The following is a 14,590-nucleotide window of genomic DNA, read 5'->3' as shown; positions in this document are numbered from 1 at the left end:
GGTGTCTCATTCCACGACCAAGATCAGCGGGAAGCTTTGGACGTTCGCACGTGTACGAAAGGGATGACGGGGCCCGGCAAGGCTTACTGCGCGGCCAGTGCGGGCAGCCGGCTCACTGCTCGGCCAGTGCGCGCAGCCGGCTGAGGGCGCGGTGCTGCGCGACGCGGACGGCGCCCGGGGACATGCCGAGCATCTGGCCGGTCTCCTCGGCGGTCAGTCCGACCGCGACCCGGAGCACGAGCAGTTCGCGCTGGTTCTCCGGGAGGTTGGCGAGCAGTTTCTTGGCCCACTCGGCGTCATCGCTGAGCAGGGCCCGCTCCTCGGGGCCGAGGGAGTCGTCGGGGCGCTCGGGCATCTCGTCGGAGGGCACGGCCGTGGACCCCGGGTGCCGCATGGCGGCCCGCTGGAGGTCGGCGACCTTGTGTCCGGCGATGGCGAAGACGAAGGCCTCGAAGGGCCTGCCCGTGTCCTTGTAGCGCGGGAGCGCCATCAGGACGGCGACACAGACCTCCTGGGCCAGGTCCTCGACGAAGTGCCGGGCGTCGCCGGGCAGCCGGTTGAGGCGGGTGCGGCAGTACCGCAGGGCGAGCGGGTGGACACGCGCGAGCAGGTCGTGCGTGGCCTGCGCGTCGCCGTCGACCGCGCGGCGTACGAGCGCGCCGATCTCCCCCTGCCCGGCAGGCATGGGGGAACCCACGGTCTCGTCGTCGCGCATCGCTCCATGGTGCCCCGACGCTTCCGCGTTCGCGGCACCGCGTCCGTAGTTGTGCACCGAAGCGTTATGAGCAGGTGCGCCGGTACTCATCTCCTGCGCCCTCCCCTCCCGCTCGATCGACTCGTCCCCGAGGAACTCCACATCTCAAGGATGCGGCATTCCGCGGGGAAGTGACACAAGCCCACCCCGTCCACCCCACGACGGACGCGGGCGAGGACGGGGAGACGGCGGGTGACCTGCGACTCAGCGGACCAGGCCCCAGCGGAATCCGAGCGCGACGGCGTGCGCCCGGTCGGAGGCGCCCAGCTTCTTGAAGAGGCGCCGGGCGTGCGTCTTGACCGTGTCCTCGGAGAGGAAGAGCTCGCGCCCGATCTCCGCGTTGGACCGGCCGTGGCTCATGCCTTCGAGGACCTGGATCTCGCGCGCGGTGAGGGTGGGCGCGGCGCCCATCTCGGCCGAACGGAGCCGCCGGGGGGCCAGCCGCCAGGTCGGGTCGGCGAGCGCCTGCGTGACCGTGGCGCGCAGCTCGGCGCGCGAGGCGTCCTTGTGCAGGTAGCCACGGGCGCCCGCGGCGACCGCGAGCGCGACGCCGTCGAGGTCCTCGGCGACCGTGAGCATGATGATGCGGGCGCCGGGGTCCGCGGAGAGCAGCCGGCGGACGGTCTCCACGCCGCCCAGACCGGGCATGCGCACGTCCATCAGAATCAGGTCCGAGCGGTCCGCGCCCCAGCGGCGGAGGACTTCCTCGCCGTTGGCCGCGGTGGTCACGCGCTCGACGCCGGGCACGGTCGCGACCGCGCGGCGGAGCGCCTCTCGGGCAAGCGGGGAGTCGTCGCAGACGAGGACGGATGTCATGCCTGACCTCCGCGGCTCTCGCAGCTGTTGCGCGTCACCTTGAGCCTCCAGGGCTGTACGTATCGTCACCTGTGCGGTTGACGCTCTCGGACATGTGCCCGATCGCTTCTTTCTTCAACCGCCTCGCAACTCTCAACGACGGTCACTCGAAAGAGTTACGGGTCGGACGGCGTCTTCGGCACTCTACGTGAGGAGTCGTGCGCGGAGGAGAGTGTCGCGGGTCGTTCGTCCCAACATCGAAAGCTATGCCCCATTTAGCGGGATTTCTTCCCTTTTCGTAGTGTCTGTGGCTAGATTCGCAATGAGTCATATTTACATCTACTTCGACAGTAGGTGTAGCCACCCGACCGCCACCCGACCCGTCGGGACCCGAGGAGCCCGGCCATCAGCCATCCACCCGCCCACCTATCCGTTCGACACGGTTTCAAGGGGACAAGCGCAATGGCAGATTTCTCCCGCCTTCCCGGACCCAACGCCGATCTGTGGGACTGGCAACTCCTCGCGGCCTGCCGCGGGGTCGACAGCTCCCTGTTCTTCCACCCTGAGGGAGAGCGCGGCGCGGCTAGGAGTGCGCGTGAGAACTCGGCGAAAGAGGTCTGCATGCGGTGCCCGGTGCGCGCGGAGTGCGCGGCACACGCACTCGCCGTGCGGGAGCCCTACGGCGTATGGGGCGGCCTCACCGAGGACGAACGCGAAGAGCTCATGGGACGCGCGCGCAATCGCCTGATCACGACGGCCCCGGCGGCCGCGTCGGTCACGTCCGCCGCGTCCGTGACGTCGATCGTGGAGCGTATGTGAAGGAACGTTTCCTCAACTACTTGAGCACCGGCTTCATGAGCACGGGCCTTACGAGCGCGGGCCTTGCGAGCACGGGCTTCACGAGCACCGGCTGACCGGGATCCGCGCGCCCGCGTGCGTGGCCCTGGCGCCTACGCGCGCGTGGCGGCGCGGATCAGCTCGTCGAGCGTGGCGGCGACGGCCGGGACCTGCGCGAGGTCCGGCAGCGTCAGGGCCACGATCTCCCGCTCGACGGCCGGCTCCACGGCCACGGTCCGCGCGCCCTTGGGCCGTACGGACTCGATGGCCAGCTCCGGCAGGACGGCCACGCCCAGACCGGCGCCGACCAGGCCCACCACAGCCGGGTAGTCGTCGGTGGCGAAGTCGATGCGGGGGGTGAAGCCCGCCTCCTCGCAGACGTCCACGAGCTGGCGGCGGCAGCGCGGACAGCCCGCGATCCAGGACTCGTCCGCGAGTTCCGCGATGCCGACGGATCCGGCCCCGGCGAGCCGGTGCCCCTCGGGGACCAGGCCGACGAGCCGGTCGGCGAGGAGCGGACGGACGACCAGGTCGTCCCACTCGGCCTGGCCCGCGCCGTACCGGAAGGCGAGGGCGATGTCGCAGTCGCCCTCGCGGAGCATCTCGATCGAGCGCGGCGGTTCGGCCTCGACGAGGGAGACCCGGGTGCCGGGGTGCGCGGCCCGCAGGGCGGCGAGCGCGGTGGGCACGAGGGTGGAGCTGCCGCTCGGGAAGGAGACCAGGCGGACGCGGCCCGCCCGGAGTCCGGCGATGGCGGCGACCTCCTCCTCGGCGGCGGTGAGCCCGGCGAGGATGCCGGAGGCGTGGCGGACGAGGACCTCGCCGGCCTGGGTGAGGCGCATCTCGCGGCCGGTACGGATCAGCAGCGGCGTGCCGGCGGAGGCTTCGAGCGCCTTCATCTGCTGGCTGACGGCGGGCTGGGTGCAGCCGAGTTCGCGCGCGGCGGCCGAGAAGGAGCCGGTGGCGGCGACGGCGCGCAGGACGCGGAGGTGGCGGGCCTCGATCATGCGTCCAGCATAAGCGACTCTTGGGTGAAGCTTCCCGTTCTCGCGTACGCCTTTGAGATGGTCGCCCGTAAAGTGCCCGCATGACCTTGCTGAGTGTGAATGTGGGCCGCGCCAGGCCCGTGGAGTACACGGACGCCGCCTCGGGGATGACGGGCATCGACAAGCGTCCGGTGGAGGGGCCCGTACGGATCGAGGCGCCGGGGGCGCCCGGCGTCGGGGCGAGCGGGGTCGCCGGGGACGCGGTCTGCGACCTGCGCTTCCACGGGGGCGACGACCGGGCGGCGTACGCCTTCGCCCGGGAGGACATGGACCTGTGGGAGCGGGAGCTCGGCCGCGAGCTGGTCAACGGCTCCTTCGGCGAGAACCTCACGACCCGGGGCCTCGACGTGAACGGCGCCCTGATCGGCGAGCGGTGGCGGATCGGAGAGGAGGTCGTCCTGGAGGTGACCGGCGGCCGCATCCCGTGCCGTACGTTCGCGGGCTTCGTCGAGGAGAAGGGCTGGGTGAAGCGGTTCACGCAGTCCGAGGCCGGTCCCGGCGCGCTGCTGCGGGTGATCGTGCCGGGCGAGGTGCGGGCTGGCGACCCGATCACGGTCCTTCACCGGCCGGACCACGACATCACCGTGGCGCTCCTGCACCGCGCCGCGACCACCGAACGCGCCCTGCTGCCCTCCACGTTGGCCGCCGCCGAGTGGATGGAGTCCGGACTCCTCGCGCTCGCCCGCCAGTACACCGAGAAGTACGCCCGGGCGTAGCCGCCGGACGGGGCACTAGGTTGCCCGTATGACGACTGCACTGATTACGGGCGCCACCGCGGGCATCGGGGCCGCCTTCGCACGGAGACTGGCGGCCGACGGCCACGACGTCGTGCTCGTGGCCAGGGACGTGAAGCGGCTCCGGGAGCAGGCGACCGAGCTGCACGACCGGCACGGCGTCGAGGCCGAGGTGCTCGCGGCGGACCTCTCCGAGGAGAAGGGCATCGCCGCCGTCGAGGCCCGGCTCTCGGACCCCAGGCAGCCGGTGGACATGCTCGTGAACAACGCCGGCTTCGGCAACAAGGGACGCTTCCTCGACGTCTCCATGGCCGACGAGCTGAAGATGCTCACGGTGCACTGCGAGGCGGTGCTGCGGCTGACCTCGGCGGCCGCCGCCTCGATGAAGGGCCGCCACCGGGGCGCCGTGGTGAACGTCGCCTCGGTGGCGGCCTTCCTGCCCCGCGGCACCTACGGCGCCTCGAAGGCCTGGGTCGTGCAGTTCACCCAGGGCGCCGCGCGGGACCTCGCGGGCAGCGGGGTGCGCCTGATGGCACTCTGCCCCGGCTTCGTGCGGACCGAGTTCCACGAGCGGGCCGGGATGGGCACGGACAACATCCCCGGCTGGATGTGGCTCGACGCCGACAAGCTGGTGACGGCGGCGCTCTCCGACCTGGAGCGGGGGCGGACGCTGTCGATCCCGGACCCCCGCTACAAGGCCCTCATGGGTGTGGTGAAGCTGGCGCCGCGCGGCCTGCTCGGCGGGGTCTCCTCGAAGGCGGGCCGCAAGTACGGGCCGAAGTAGTGCCGTACGGGATCTAGAACCTGATCCACGGGACAGGCTCTAGAGTCCCGGCCCCTCGTACGCCCCGATGTTGGGGGCCGCCGTCGCCGACACGGCGTTCCCGAACCAGTCCCTGCCGCCGTTGTCCGCGATGAGCGTGCCGGCGGACAGGGCCGGGGAGCCGGCGGCGAGCCGGAGGTCGGGGAGGAGCAGCGGATCGGCGTCGACGCCGCCCGGGTCGGGGCGGGTCATGGCGATGCCGTGGAAGAGGTTGTGCGAGAAGGAGAGCCCGGGGGTGGGGTTCTTGAAGGCGTATCCGCCGCTCGCGCCCTCGTTGACGAAGATGTTGTTGCGGATCGACAGCTCGTGCTGGGTGGTGGCGGGGCTTCCGGCGTCGTCCTGGACGAGGTAGCCGGGGCGGACGGTCCTGTTGACGAAGGTGTTGTTGTGGATCCGCGTGTCGAGGATGGGGCCCCAGCAGTTCTGGATCAGCCGGGCGCCGTCGTCGACGCTGAGGTTGTAACGGACGACCGTGCCCAGGGTCTTGGCACCGCTGTAAGGGCAGATCAGCAGGAAGCCGCCCTTGTTGTCGTGGCTGTGGTTGTACTGGAAGACGGTGCCCCGGGAGGCGCCGTCGGCGTCGAAGGACATGCCGTCCTTGGTGTTGCCGCCGCCGGAGACCTCGTTGTACTCGACGACGGTGTCGTCGGTGTTGAAGGTCCAGATGCCGGCGTTGGCGGCCTGGGAGCGGAGCTGGAAGCCGTCGAGCCGGTTGTGGTCGATCCGCGCGCCTCTGGTCGTGTCGATCTTGATGCCGTCGCCGGCGAGCGAGGTCAGCGTGTTGTGGTGGATCCGGACGTTCAGGCTGGGCGTCCAGGCGCCGGGGTAGACGTTCGGGTCCTGCTGGTTGCCGACCAGGTCGCGCTTGGAGAAGCGGGACTTGGAGTAGATGCCCTCGCGGTCGACGTCCCGGATGTCGTTGTGGTGGATGTCCAGGCCGTCGTACCAGCTGGGGACGGTCGTTCCCTCGACGGCGATGTGGATGGCGCTGGAGCCGGTGATCGTCTTGAAGTCGCCGCCGCGCACGTCGTGGATCGACAGGTGGTCGAGGGTGATGCCCTTGGCGGCGCCGAAGTCGGCGAGGCGGAGCCGGACGCCGTTGCGCTCGGTGCCGGGGGCGGCCGCGTTGGTGATCTCCAGGCGGGTGAGGCGCAGGTACTGGCTGTCGGCGAGGAGTACGGCGTCGTGGGCGCCGTTCCCGTCGACGACCGCGCGTCCGGCCGCGTCCCCGTAGTCGGCGATGGTGAAGGGGTGTGCGGCGGAGCCGGAGCCCTGGGGGCTGAGGGTGCCGACGCAGGTGGTGCCGCGCTTGAGGAGGAGCTGGTCGCCGGGCCCGTAGGGGTGGGCGTTGGCCTCGGCGAGGGTGGTCCAGGGGCGCTGGACGGTGCCGTCGCCGGGGGCCCGCGCCTCGCCCTGCGCCGAGCAGTCGACGTAGTGGCGCTCCCCTGGCGGGGGTGCGGCCTGGGCGGGGGCGGCCGCGAGCAGGGACAGCGTGAGGGCGGCGAGCGCGGTGTGGGTACGGCGCTGGGTCACTGATCCTCCGAATCGGGGGCTTCGAGGGCGAGGTGTGCGGTGGTGCCGTTCTGCCAGGTCACCGTGATCGTGTGGGGGCCGGTGACCCGGACGTTCGCGAGTTCCGACACGGGTGCGGGGTCGGGCTCGGCCGTGAGGGAGGCGAGGGCCACGAAGAGCGAGGCGGGGCCGTGGGTGGTGCCGTGCAGGGCGAGGGTGCGGCTGCCGGGGCCCTGAAGGGTTTCCCCGGTGGGGAGTTCCGCGGCTTCGGGGCGGTAGCCGTGGACCGGGTGGAGCTGGGCGTGCGGGCCGTCGGGGGTGACGGCCCAGCCGGTCTGCCGTACGGGGGTCCCCTCCGGGGCGCCGAGGACGAGGTGGGCGCGGAGCTCGGCGCGGCCGTGGACGAGGGTCGCGGACAGGACCCGGACGCCGGGCAGCGGGTGGTGGAGGGACGCGGCCCGGTCGGGGCCGGTGCCGGCCGGGACGGCGGGGCCGCGGGTGGTCGCCTTCCCGTCGACGAGCAGGGCGAAGTGGTTGTCGGCGGGAGCGGTCCCGGTGGTGGGTCCCGTACGGGTGGAGTAGGCGTGGCGGGCGTAGCCGGGGTCGTCCGGTCCGCCCGTCGTGCTGCCCACGTGGTTGCTGCCGTGGTTGTGGAGGCGTACGAGCCCGTCGGCGGCGGTGGTCTGGACGAGCAGCCCGGCGGGGGCGAAGGCGCGGACGGTGTCCTCGCGTTCGGCGGGCAGGGCTTCCTCGGGGTCGGTCCAGGCGGGGTGGCCGGCGGGCAGGAGGAGGCCGAGGAAGCCCTTGGACGCCCAGTAGGGGGAGCCGGGTCCCGAGTACTCCTGGACGAGCGGCGGGTGGGGTCCGTGCCAGCCGAGGCCGAGGAGTCCGCGCTCGTCGGTGGCGCCGCGGTCGAGGAAGTACCGCAGGGTGCCGGAGGCGAGGCGGCGGGTGGCGCCGGGGGTGAGCGGGGTGTGGCCGGTGAGGGTGCCGAGCCAGGGGGCGGCGGCCGCGGCGAAGCGGTAGATCAGGGACCGCCCGTACGGGACGGGGGCGCCGTTCGTGTCGAAGAGGTGGACGTACGCGTCGAGGTGGGCCCGCAGCCGGGGCACGTACCGGTCGAGGAGTTCCCGGTCGCCGGCGAGGTGGGCGTGGAGGACGGGGTAGAAGTGCAGGGCCCAGGCGTTGTAGTGGTCGAAGGCGCGGTTGTCGCCGTCGCTGTACCAGCCGTCGCCGAGGTACCAGTCCTCGACGCGGGCGAGGGAGCGGTCGATGGTGGCGGCGGCGCGGTCGGTGTCGATGCCGGCGTCCTGGAGGAAGCCGGCGACGGTGAGGCCGAAGAGCCACCAGTTGTTGTCGACGGGGGACGGTCCGAGGGCGGGGAGGAGCCAGTCGGCGACCTGCCGTCGGGTGCGGTCGTCGAGGCGGTCCCAGAGCCAGGGGCGGGTGAGGCGGAGGCCGAGGGCGATCGAGGCGGACTCGACGATCGCCTGGCGGGTGCCGGCCATCGGGGGCCAGGACTCCCGGTCCTCGCGTCCCGGCGTCGCGGTCCCGGCGGCGAGGCCTTCGGCGTACCGGTCGAGGTGTCCGTGCGGGTCCTCGCCGTGGGCGCCCGCGACGCGGAGGGCGGCGAGGAGGAAGGTGCGGGCCCAGCCCTCCAGGCCGTCGGAGCGGGCTCCGGACCAGCTGGGGCGGGGGCCGGGGAGGTCGACGAGGCCGCGGCCGGGCGAGGCGAACGGGCGTACGTCGAGGAGGAGTCGGTCGGCCGCGGCCTCCCAGTGGGCACGGGTCCAGCCGGTGTACGGGCTGAGCTCACGGTTCTCGGGCGGCGTGGGCATGATGCTCCTGGGGCTCCCTGCGGTGACGTCTGCGTCGCCGGGAATCCTGAACAGGCTCCGATCGAACGTCAAGAGAATCGGAGCGAATGATCGAAATTCCCGTCGTTCGATCATTCAGAGCGCGGATTTGAACTAAGGTCGGGGAACCACCACCACCGCGAGGGGGAACTGCGCCGTGCGCGAGAGTGCTGCCGAACGACACGACCGACTGCTGGCCCTGGTGCGCGAGCGCGGCACCGCCCGCGTCTCCGAACTGGCCGAACGCCTCGGGGTCTCCCCCGTCACCGCCCGCCGGGACGTCGAGGTCCTGGCCGGCCGGGGCCTGCTCGACCGGGTGCACGGCCAGGTGTCCTGGCCCCAAAGGCAGGGCGCCCCCGGCGGCGGACGCCCCGGCGAGGGCCTGGTCCTCGGCCTGCTCGCCCCCTCCGCCACGTACTACTTCGCCGAGGTCATCCGGGGGGCGCACGAGGCGGCGGCCCGCGCCGGGGCGCGGCTCGTGCTGCGGATCTCCGACTACCGGCCGGAGGAGGACCGCGCCCGCACCGAGGGCCTCCTCGCGGCCGGCGCCGAGGGCGTCCTCGTCGCGCCGGGCTGGCGGGGCCCCGAGGACCGGCTCGCGTACGGGGACTGGCTGGCCGAACTGCCCGTGCCGGCCGTACTCCTGGAGCGCCGCGCCGAGCCCGGCAGCCCGCTCGACGGCCTGGACCGGGTCTCCTCCGACCACGCCCACGGGGTGCTGCTCGCCCTGCGCCACCTGCTCTCGCTCGGCCACGCGACCCCGCTGCTCGTGGCCCGCCGGGACTCGCCGACCGCGCTCGCGGTGCGCGCGGGCTACGCGGAGGCGCTGGGCACGCTGGGCCTGAAGGAGCCGCGCCCGGTCATCGACTCCGTACCGGCGGAGGCGGATCCGGAGGGCTTCGAGCGGGCGGTGCGGGCGCTGCACGAGGCCGTCGGTTCGGGCCTGGCGAGCGCGGCCCTGGTCCACAACGACGTGGACGCGATCGAGATCGTGCAGCGCCTGGCCGAGCTGGGCGTGCGGGTGCCGCAGGACCTGGCCCTGATCGCGTACGACGACGAGGTCGCCGCCCTCGCCGACACCCCGCTGACGGCGGTCGCGCCGCCCAAGCGGCAGGTGGGGCGGCACGCCACGGAACTCCTGGTGGAGCGGCTCACGGAGGGCCCCGACGAGGACGCGGCGCGGCGCCATCTGAGCCTGCTGCCGTGGCTGCGGGTACGGGCCTCGTGCGGGGCGAGCACGACACCTTCAGTTTGATCTTTTTTCGATCAATCAATCTTTCGCTCTTGACTTCGGTCATGAACGGTCACAGGATCACGGCCACAACCTCCCAGCCGCCCCGCCCTCAGGAGCCGTGCCGTGACCCGCACTTGGAGCAGAACGTCCCGCGTCATAGCCGGCACCGCCACCGCCCTGGCCGTCCTCACGGCCTGCGGCGGCGGCGGTGACGACACCGCAAGCAAGCCCAACGGGCCCGTGACCATCACCTTCTGGGGCTGGGCCAAGGGCTCCAAGGACGTCGTGGACGCCTTCAACGCCTCCCACACCGACATCCAGGTGAAGTTCGAGGAGATCCCCTCCGGCACCGCCGGCGGCTACGCCAAGATCTCCAACGCCGTGAAGGCGGGCAACGCCCCCGACCTGGTCTCCATCGAGTACTCCTCGCTCCCCGAGTTCGTGAGCTCCGGCGCCCTCCAGGACATCGGCGACCAGTTCACCGAGGCCGACCGCGCCAAGCTCCTCCCGCAGACCGTCGAACTCACCACCCTCGGCGGGAAGTCCTGGGCCGTCCCCTTCGACGCCGCCCCGCAGGCCTTCTTCTACCGCAAGGACCTCTTCGCCAAGTACCAGGTGAAGGTCCCCACCACCTGGGACGAGTTCAAGAAGGCCGCCGAGCAGGTCAAGAAGGCCGACGCCAAGGCCCGCATCGCCACCTTCTTCCCCGACGACCCGACCACCTTCGAGGCCATGGCCTGGCAGGCCGGCGCCCAGTGGTTCAAGGCCGAGAACGACACCTGGAAGGTCGACACCACCGACCCGGCCACCACCAAGGTCACCGCCTACTGGCAGGGCCTCCTCGACGCCGACCTCGTCCACAAGAACGCCTCCTTCAGCCCCGAATGGGTCGGCTCCCTCAAGAACGGCACCACCGTCGGCTACCTCGGCGCCTCCTGGGGAGCGGGCGTCCTCAAGGGCAACGCGCCCGAGATGAGCGGCAAGTGGGCCGTCGCCCCCGTCCCCACCTGGGACGGCAAGCCCGCCAGCGGCATGCTCGGCGGCACCTCCTTCGCCGTCACCAAGGACAGCAGGCAGAAGGCCGCGGCCGTCACCTTCGCCGAGTGGATGTCCACCACCGAGGACGGCGTGAAGGCCCGCATCGCCTCCGGCACCTCCTCCGCCTTCCCCGCCGCCGCGGCCCTGCGCCCCGTCGCCAAGAAGGCCTTCGACGCCGGCTACTACGGCGGCCAGGACATCTACGCCCTCTTCGAGGCCGCGGGCGCCTCCATCAACCCCAACTGGGCCTGGGGCCCGACCACCGGCACCACCAACACCGCCGTCAAGGACCAGTTCGGCAAGATCACCCAGGGCGGCCCGGCCATCGCCGACGCCGTCAAGGCCGGCCACGACGCCACCGTCGCCGAACTCACCAAGCGCGGCCTGAAGGTCGAGGGCTGACCGGATGAAGGCCCGCACCCGCGCCGCCACGCTCCTGCTGACCCCCTTCTTCGTCCTGTTCACCGCGGTGATGGTGGTGCCGATCGGATACGCGGTCTGGCTCAGCCTCTTCACCGAGAAGCAGTCCGGACTGGGCTTCGGCGGCACCGAGACCGTCTTCACCGGCCTCGACAACTACACCGCGGCGCTGGGTGACCGGGCCTTCCGCGAGGGCTTCGGCGTCCTGCTCGGCTACTGCCTGTTCTACATCCCGCTGCTGCTCGCCGGGGCCCTCGGCCTCGCCCTCCTGCTCGACTCGGCGCTCGCCCGCGCCCGCCGCTTCTTCCAGCTCGCGCTGTTCCTGCCGCACGCCGTCCCCGGCATCATCGCCGCCCTGATCTGGGTCTACCTCTACACGCCCCAGCTCAGCCCGGTCGTGCAGGCCATGGAGGCCGGAGGCGTCGGCTTCGACTTCTTCTCCCCCGAAGGCGCCCTGCCCTCCGTCGTCAACATCGCCCTGTGGGAGTGGCTCGGCTACAACATGGTCATCTTCTACGCGGCCCTCCAGGCCATCGACCGCTCCGTCCTCGAAGCGGCCACCGTCGACGGAGCGGGCGCCTGGCGCATCGCCTTCGCCATCAAGGTCCCGCTCATCAAGGCCTCGCTCGCGATGGTCGGCCTCTTCACGATCATCGGCTCCCTCCAGCTCTTCACCGAGCCCCTGATCCTCAGCAAGGGCACCGGCTCCGCCGTCACCTCCACCTGGACGCCGAACATGTACGCCTACACCGCGGCCTTCGACCGCAACGACTACGGACTCGCCGCCGCGGCCTCCGTACTCCTCGCCCTGACGGCGGCCCTGCTCTCCTTCGCCGTGACCCGGCTCACCGGGCGCCGGAAGACGAGCACGGCACGGAAGGAGAAGGCCGCATGAGCAGCCGTACCCCCAACCGGTGGCTGTCGAAGACGGCCGTCAACGGCTCCCTCGTCCTCGCCGTCGTCTACATGCTCTTCCCGCTGGTCTGGCTGCTCACCGCCGCCACCAAGGACGCCGGAGGCCTCCTCGCCGGAAACGCCTTCTCCTTCGAGGGCTTCGACCTCGGCGGCAACCTCTCCCGGCTCGCCGCCTACAACGACGGCATCTACTTCCACTGGTACGCCAACAGCCTCCTCTACGCGGGACTCGGCGCCCTCGCCTGCTCCCTGGTCAGCGTCGCCGCCGGATACGCCTTCCACGTCTACGACTTCCGGGGCAAGGAGAAGCTCTTCGGCCTCGTTCTCCTGGGCGTGCTCGTCCCCACCACCGCGCTCGCCCTGCCGATGTACCTCCTGGCCAGCGAGGTCGGCATCGTCAACACCTACTGGGCCGTCCTGATCCCCGTCCTCGTCAACCCCTTCGGCGTCTACCTCTCCCGGGTCTTCTGCGCCGGCTACATCCCCGACGAGGCACTGGAGGCCGCCCGTATCGACGGGGCCGGCGAGATGCGCGTCTTCTGGTCCATCGGCCTGCGCATGGTCATGCCCGGCTTCGTGACCGTCTTCCTCTTCCAGTTCACCGCCGTCTGGAACAACTTCTTCCTCCCCCTGGTGATGCTGTCCGACCAGAAGCTCTATCCGCTGAGCCTCGGCCTGTACGCGTGGAACAGCAACGCCCACGCCGAACCCGACTACTACCCCCTCGTCGTCACCGGATCCCTGCTCGCCGTCGTCCCCCTCGTCATCGCCTTCGTCTCCCTCCAGCGCCACTGGAAGGCCGGCCTGACGGCCGGCAGCGTCAAGTGAGGAAGGCACATGACCACGATGCACCCGACCACTGACAACCGCCCCTCCGTCCTCCTCGCCATGGGCCCCGGCATCGACGAACGCCTCCTCACGGACGCCCACCGCACCCGCCTCGGCCGGCTCGCGCACACCGACCCCCACCTGGTCGCCCACGACCTGACCGCCCCGGGCCCGCGCGCCGCCGCCGCCCTCGCCGAGGCCGAGATCCTCCTCACCTGCTGGGGAGCGACCCCGCTCACCCCCGAGGTCCTGGACCGCGCGCCCCGCCTGCGGGCCGTCGTCCACGCGGCCGGCTCCGTCAAGCACCACATCACCGACGCCTGTTGGGAACGCGGCCTGCGCGTCACCTCGGCCGCCGCTGCCAACGCGCTGCCCGTCGCCGAGTACACGCTCGCCGCGATCCTCTTCGCCGGCAAACGCGTCCTGCGCTCGGCCCAGCGGTACGCCGAGCTGCGCACCGACCACGCCTGGCTGGAGGAGTCCACCACCTGGGGCAACCACCGCCGCACGATCGGCATCGTCGGCGCCTCCCGCATCGGCCGCCGGGTCGTCGACCTGCTGCGCCCCTTCGACTTCGAGATCCTGCTGTACGACCCGTACGTCACGACCCCGCCGCACGGCACCGAGCTCGTCGGCCTCGACGAACTCTGCGCCCGCAGCACCGTCGTCTCCGTGCACGCGCCCCAACTGCCGGCCACGTACCGCATGATCGGCGCCGCCCAGCTCGCCGCGATGCCGGACGGCACGACGCTGATCAACACCGCCCGCGGCTCCCTCATCGACGAGACGGCGCTCCTCCCCCACCTCGTCTCCGGCCGCCTCCACGCGATCCTCGACGTGACGGACCCGGAACTCCCTCCCCCGGACTCCCCCCTCTACACCCTCCCGAACGTCCTCCTCACCCCCCACGTCGCCGGCTCCCTCGGCAACGAACTCCACCGCATGGCGGACCAGGCCCTGGAGGAGGTGGCGCGGTACGGGAGGGGGGAACCGTTCCTGGAGGAGGTGCGGGCCGCCGACCTCCAACGATCGGCGTAGCCGCTCCGGACCTAGACTGGAAAGGTCCTACCTGGTCGGGAGGCGTCATGACATTCGTGCAGATCATCGACTGCAAGACGAGCCGGGTCGAGGACCTGAACCGGCTCATGGACCGGTGGGTCGAGCAGACCAAGGGCAAGCGCACCGCGACGCACAGCATCGTCGGCAAGGACCGTTCCGACGCCTCCCACGTCGTGGAGATCGTCGAGTTCCCCTCGTACGACGTGGCGATGCGGAACTCACAGCTCCCCGAGACCGACCGGATCTTCCGGGAGATGGTCGCGCTCTGTGACGAGATGCCGACCTTCACCGACCTGGACGTCGTCCGGGACGAGCAGATGTACAAGGCGGCCTCCCGCCGGTTCTTCGAGCTGATCTCGATGCCCGGGGAGCTGCCGCCGCTCGACGAGGTCTTCGCCGAGGGGTACCACGACCACGATCCGAGCAACCCGAGCGACTCGTTCGGCATGGACGCGCTGCGCCGCGAGGCCGAGATGTGGCGGTCGGCGTTCGACTTCACCTTCACCGTCGAGGACCAGATCGCCGACGGCGACCGGGTCTGCACCCGCTGGACCTGGAACGGCACCCATGTCGGCGACTTCATGGGGATCCAGCCCACGGGCATGGAGGTGAGCATGACCGGGATGGTCGTCCACCGCTTCCGCGAGGACGGCAAGGCCGTCGAGGGCTGGTGGCAGTACGACCTGCTCGGGCTGATGGGGCAGCTCGGCGCCGTGGAAGGGTAGGACAAGCAGCGGAG

Annotated in this window: 14 protein-coding genes; 9 read left to right on the top strand and 5 right to left on the bottom strand. The window is 71.5% G+C overall.

The features are described 5' to 3' along the window. Window positions 1-112: 112 nt before the first annotated feature. A complete protein-coding gene (locus tag ACN9M0_RS22330) occupies window positions 113-715 on the bottom strand; it encodes a sigma-70 family RNA polymerase sigma factor (protein ID WP_359675790.1) in 603 nt (200 codons plus the stop codon). 243 nt (window positions 716-958) lie between these two features. After that, the gene (locus ACN9M0_RS22325) at window positions 959-1,570 is read right to left on the bottom strand and encodes a response regulator transcription factor (protein ID WP_003948568.1); all 612 of its coding nucleotides are present in this window, start codon (window positions 1,568-1,570) and stop codon (window positions 959-961) included. A gap of 441 nt (window positions 1,571-2,011) precedes the next feature. Between ACN9M0_RS22325 and ACN9M0_RS22320 the strand changes: the two genes are divergently transcribed. Then, window positions 2,012-2,368, top strand: coding sequence for a WhiB family transcriptional regulator (locus ACN9M0_RS22320; protein ID WP_366036388.1), 357 nt, complete (start codon window positions 2,012-2,014; stop codon window positions 2,366-2,368). A gap of 131 nt (window positions 2,369-2,499) precedes the next feature. Here ACN9M0_RS22320 and ACN9M0_RS22315 read toward each other — a convergent pair whose 3' ends face one another. Next, entirely contained in the window at window positions 2,500-3,393 is an 894-nt protein-coding gene (locus tag ACN9M0_RS22315; RefSeq protein ID WP_041130821.1) for a LysR family transcriptional regulator, read from the bottom strand. Window positions 3,394-3,473: 80 nt separating this feature from the next. On the opposite strand from ACN9M0_RS22315, the gene ACN9M0_RS22310 reads away from it, so the two are divergent. Both ACN9M0_RS22310 and ACN9M0_RS22305 read left to right on the top strand, forming a co-directional pair. Further along, on the top strand, window positions 3,474-4,148 hold the full coding sequence (locus ACN9M0_RS22310) for an MOSC domain-containing protein (RefSeq protein WP_366036389.1): 675 nt from the start codon (window positions 3,474-3,476) through the stop codon (window positions 4,146-4,148). A gap of 28 nt (window positions 4,149-4,176) precedes the next feature. Continuing rightward, the gene (locus ACN9M0_RS22305) at window positions 4,177-4,950 is read left to right on the top strand and encodes an SDR family NAD(P)-dependent oxidoreductase (RefSeq protein WP_366036390.1); all 774 of its coding nucleotides are present in this window, start codon (window positions 4,177-4,179) and stop codon (window positions 4,948-4,950) included. A 39-nt stretch (window positions 4,951-4,989) separates the two neighbouring features. On the opposite strand, the gene ACN9M0_RS22300 is transcribed toward ACN9M0_RS22305, so the two are convergent. Together ACN9M0_RS22300 and ACN9M0_RS22295 are read right to left on the bottom strand one after the other, a co-directional pair. Beyond that, the gene (locus tag ACN9M0_RS22300; RefSeq protein WP_399695864.1) at window positions 4,990-6,522 is read right to left on the bottom strand and encodes a right-handed parallel beta-helix repeat-containing protein; all 1,533 of its coding nucleotides are present in this window, start codon (window positions 6,520-6,522) and stop codon (window positions 4,990-4,992) included. Next, complete coding sequence (locus ACN9M0_RS22295) at window positions 6,519-8,339, bottom strand: DUF2264 domain-containing protein (RefSeq protein WP_426404086.1); 1,821 nt, start codon at window positions 8,337-8,339, stop codon at window positions 6,519-6,521. Before ACN9M0_RS22295 ends, ACN9M0_RS22300 begins: the two co-directional genes overlap by 4 nt. Before the next feature lie 175 nt (window positions 8,340-8,514). On the opposite strand from ACN9M0_RS22295, the gene ACN9M0_RS22290 reads away from it, so the two are divergent. The 6 genes from ACN9M0_RS22290 to ACN9M0_RS22265 all read left to right on the top strand — a co-directional run bounded on the left by ACN9M0_RS22290 (window position 8,515) and on the right by ACN9M0_RS22265 (window position 14,576). Continuing rightward, entirely contained in the window at window positions 8,515-9,612 is a 1,098-nt protein-coding gene (locus ACN9M0_RS22290) for a substrate-binding domain-containing protein (protein ID WP_366036393.1), read from the top strand. 102 nt (window positions 9,613-9,714) lie between these two features. Then, the gene (locus ACN9M0_RS22285) at window positions 9,715-11,031 is read left to right on the top strand and encodes an ABC transporter substrate-binding protein (RefSeq protein ID WP_366036394.1); all 1,317 of its coding nucleotides are present in this window, start codon (window positions 9,715-9,717) and stop codon (window positions 11,029-11,031) included. 4 nt (window positions 11,032-11,035) lie between these two features. After that, window positions 11,036-11,944 (top strand): carbohydrate ABC transporter permease, encoded by a 909-nt coding sequence (locus ACN9M0_RS22280; protein ID WP_366036395.1) that lies wholly within the window; start codon window positions 11,036-11,038, stop codon window positions 11,942-11,944. Next, window positions 11,941-12,792 (top strand): carbohydrate ABC transporter permease, encoded by an 852-nt coding sequence (locus ACN9M0_RS22275; protein ID WP_366036396.1) that lies wholly within the window; start codon window positions 11,941-11,943, stop codon window positions 12,790-12,792. The genes ACN9M0_RS22280 and ACN9M0_RS22275 overlap by 4 nt, the downstream gene beginning before the upstream one ends. An 18-nt stretch (window positions 12,793-12,810) precedes the next feature. Further along, window positions 12,811-13,830: a hydroxyacid dehydrogenase gene (locus tag ACN9M0_RS22270; RefSeq protein ID WP_366036574.1), complete on the top strand. Its 1,020-nt coding sequence runs from the start codon at window positions 12,811-12,813 to the stop codon at window positions 13,828-13,830. A 47-nt stretch (window positions 13,831-13,877) separates the two neighbouring features. Next, window positions 13,878-14,576, top strand: a complete 699-nt coding sequence (locus tag ACN9M0_RS22265; RefSeq protein WP_366036397.1) for an ester cyclase — start codon at window positions 13,878-13,880, stop codon at window positions 14,574-14,576. Window positions 14,577-14,590 lie beyond the last annotated feature (14 nt).

Source organism: Streptomyces sp. R-07 (assembly GCF_049913175.1).
In the GTDB taxonomy this organism is placed as follows: Bacteria; Actinomycetota; Actinomycetes; order Streptomycetales; family Streptomycetaceae; genus Streptomyces.
The sequence above is the reverse complement of the archived record's forward strand: the minus strand, read 5'-3'. Positions and strand labels throughout refer to the sequence as shown.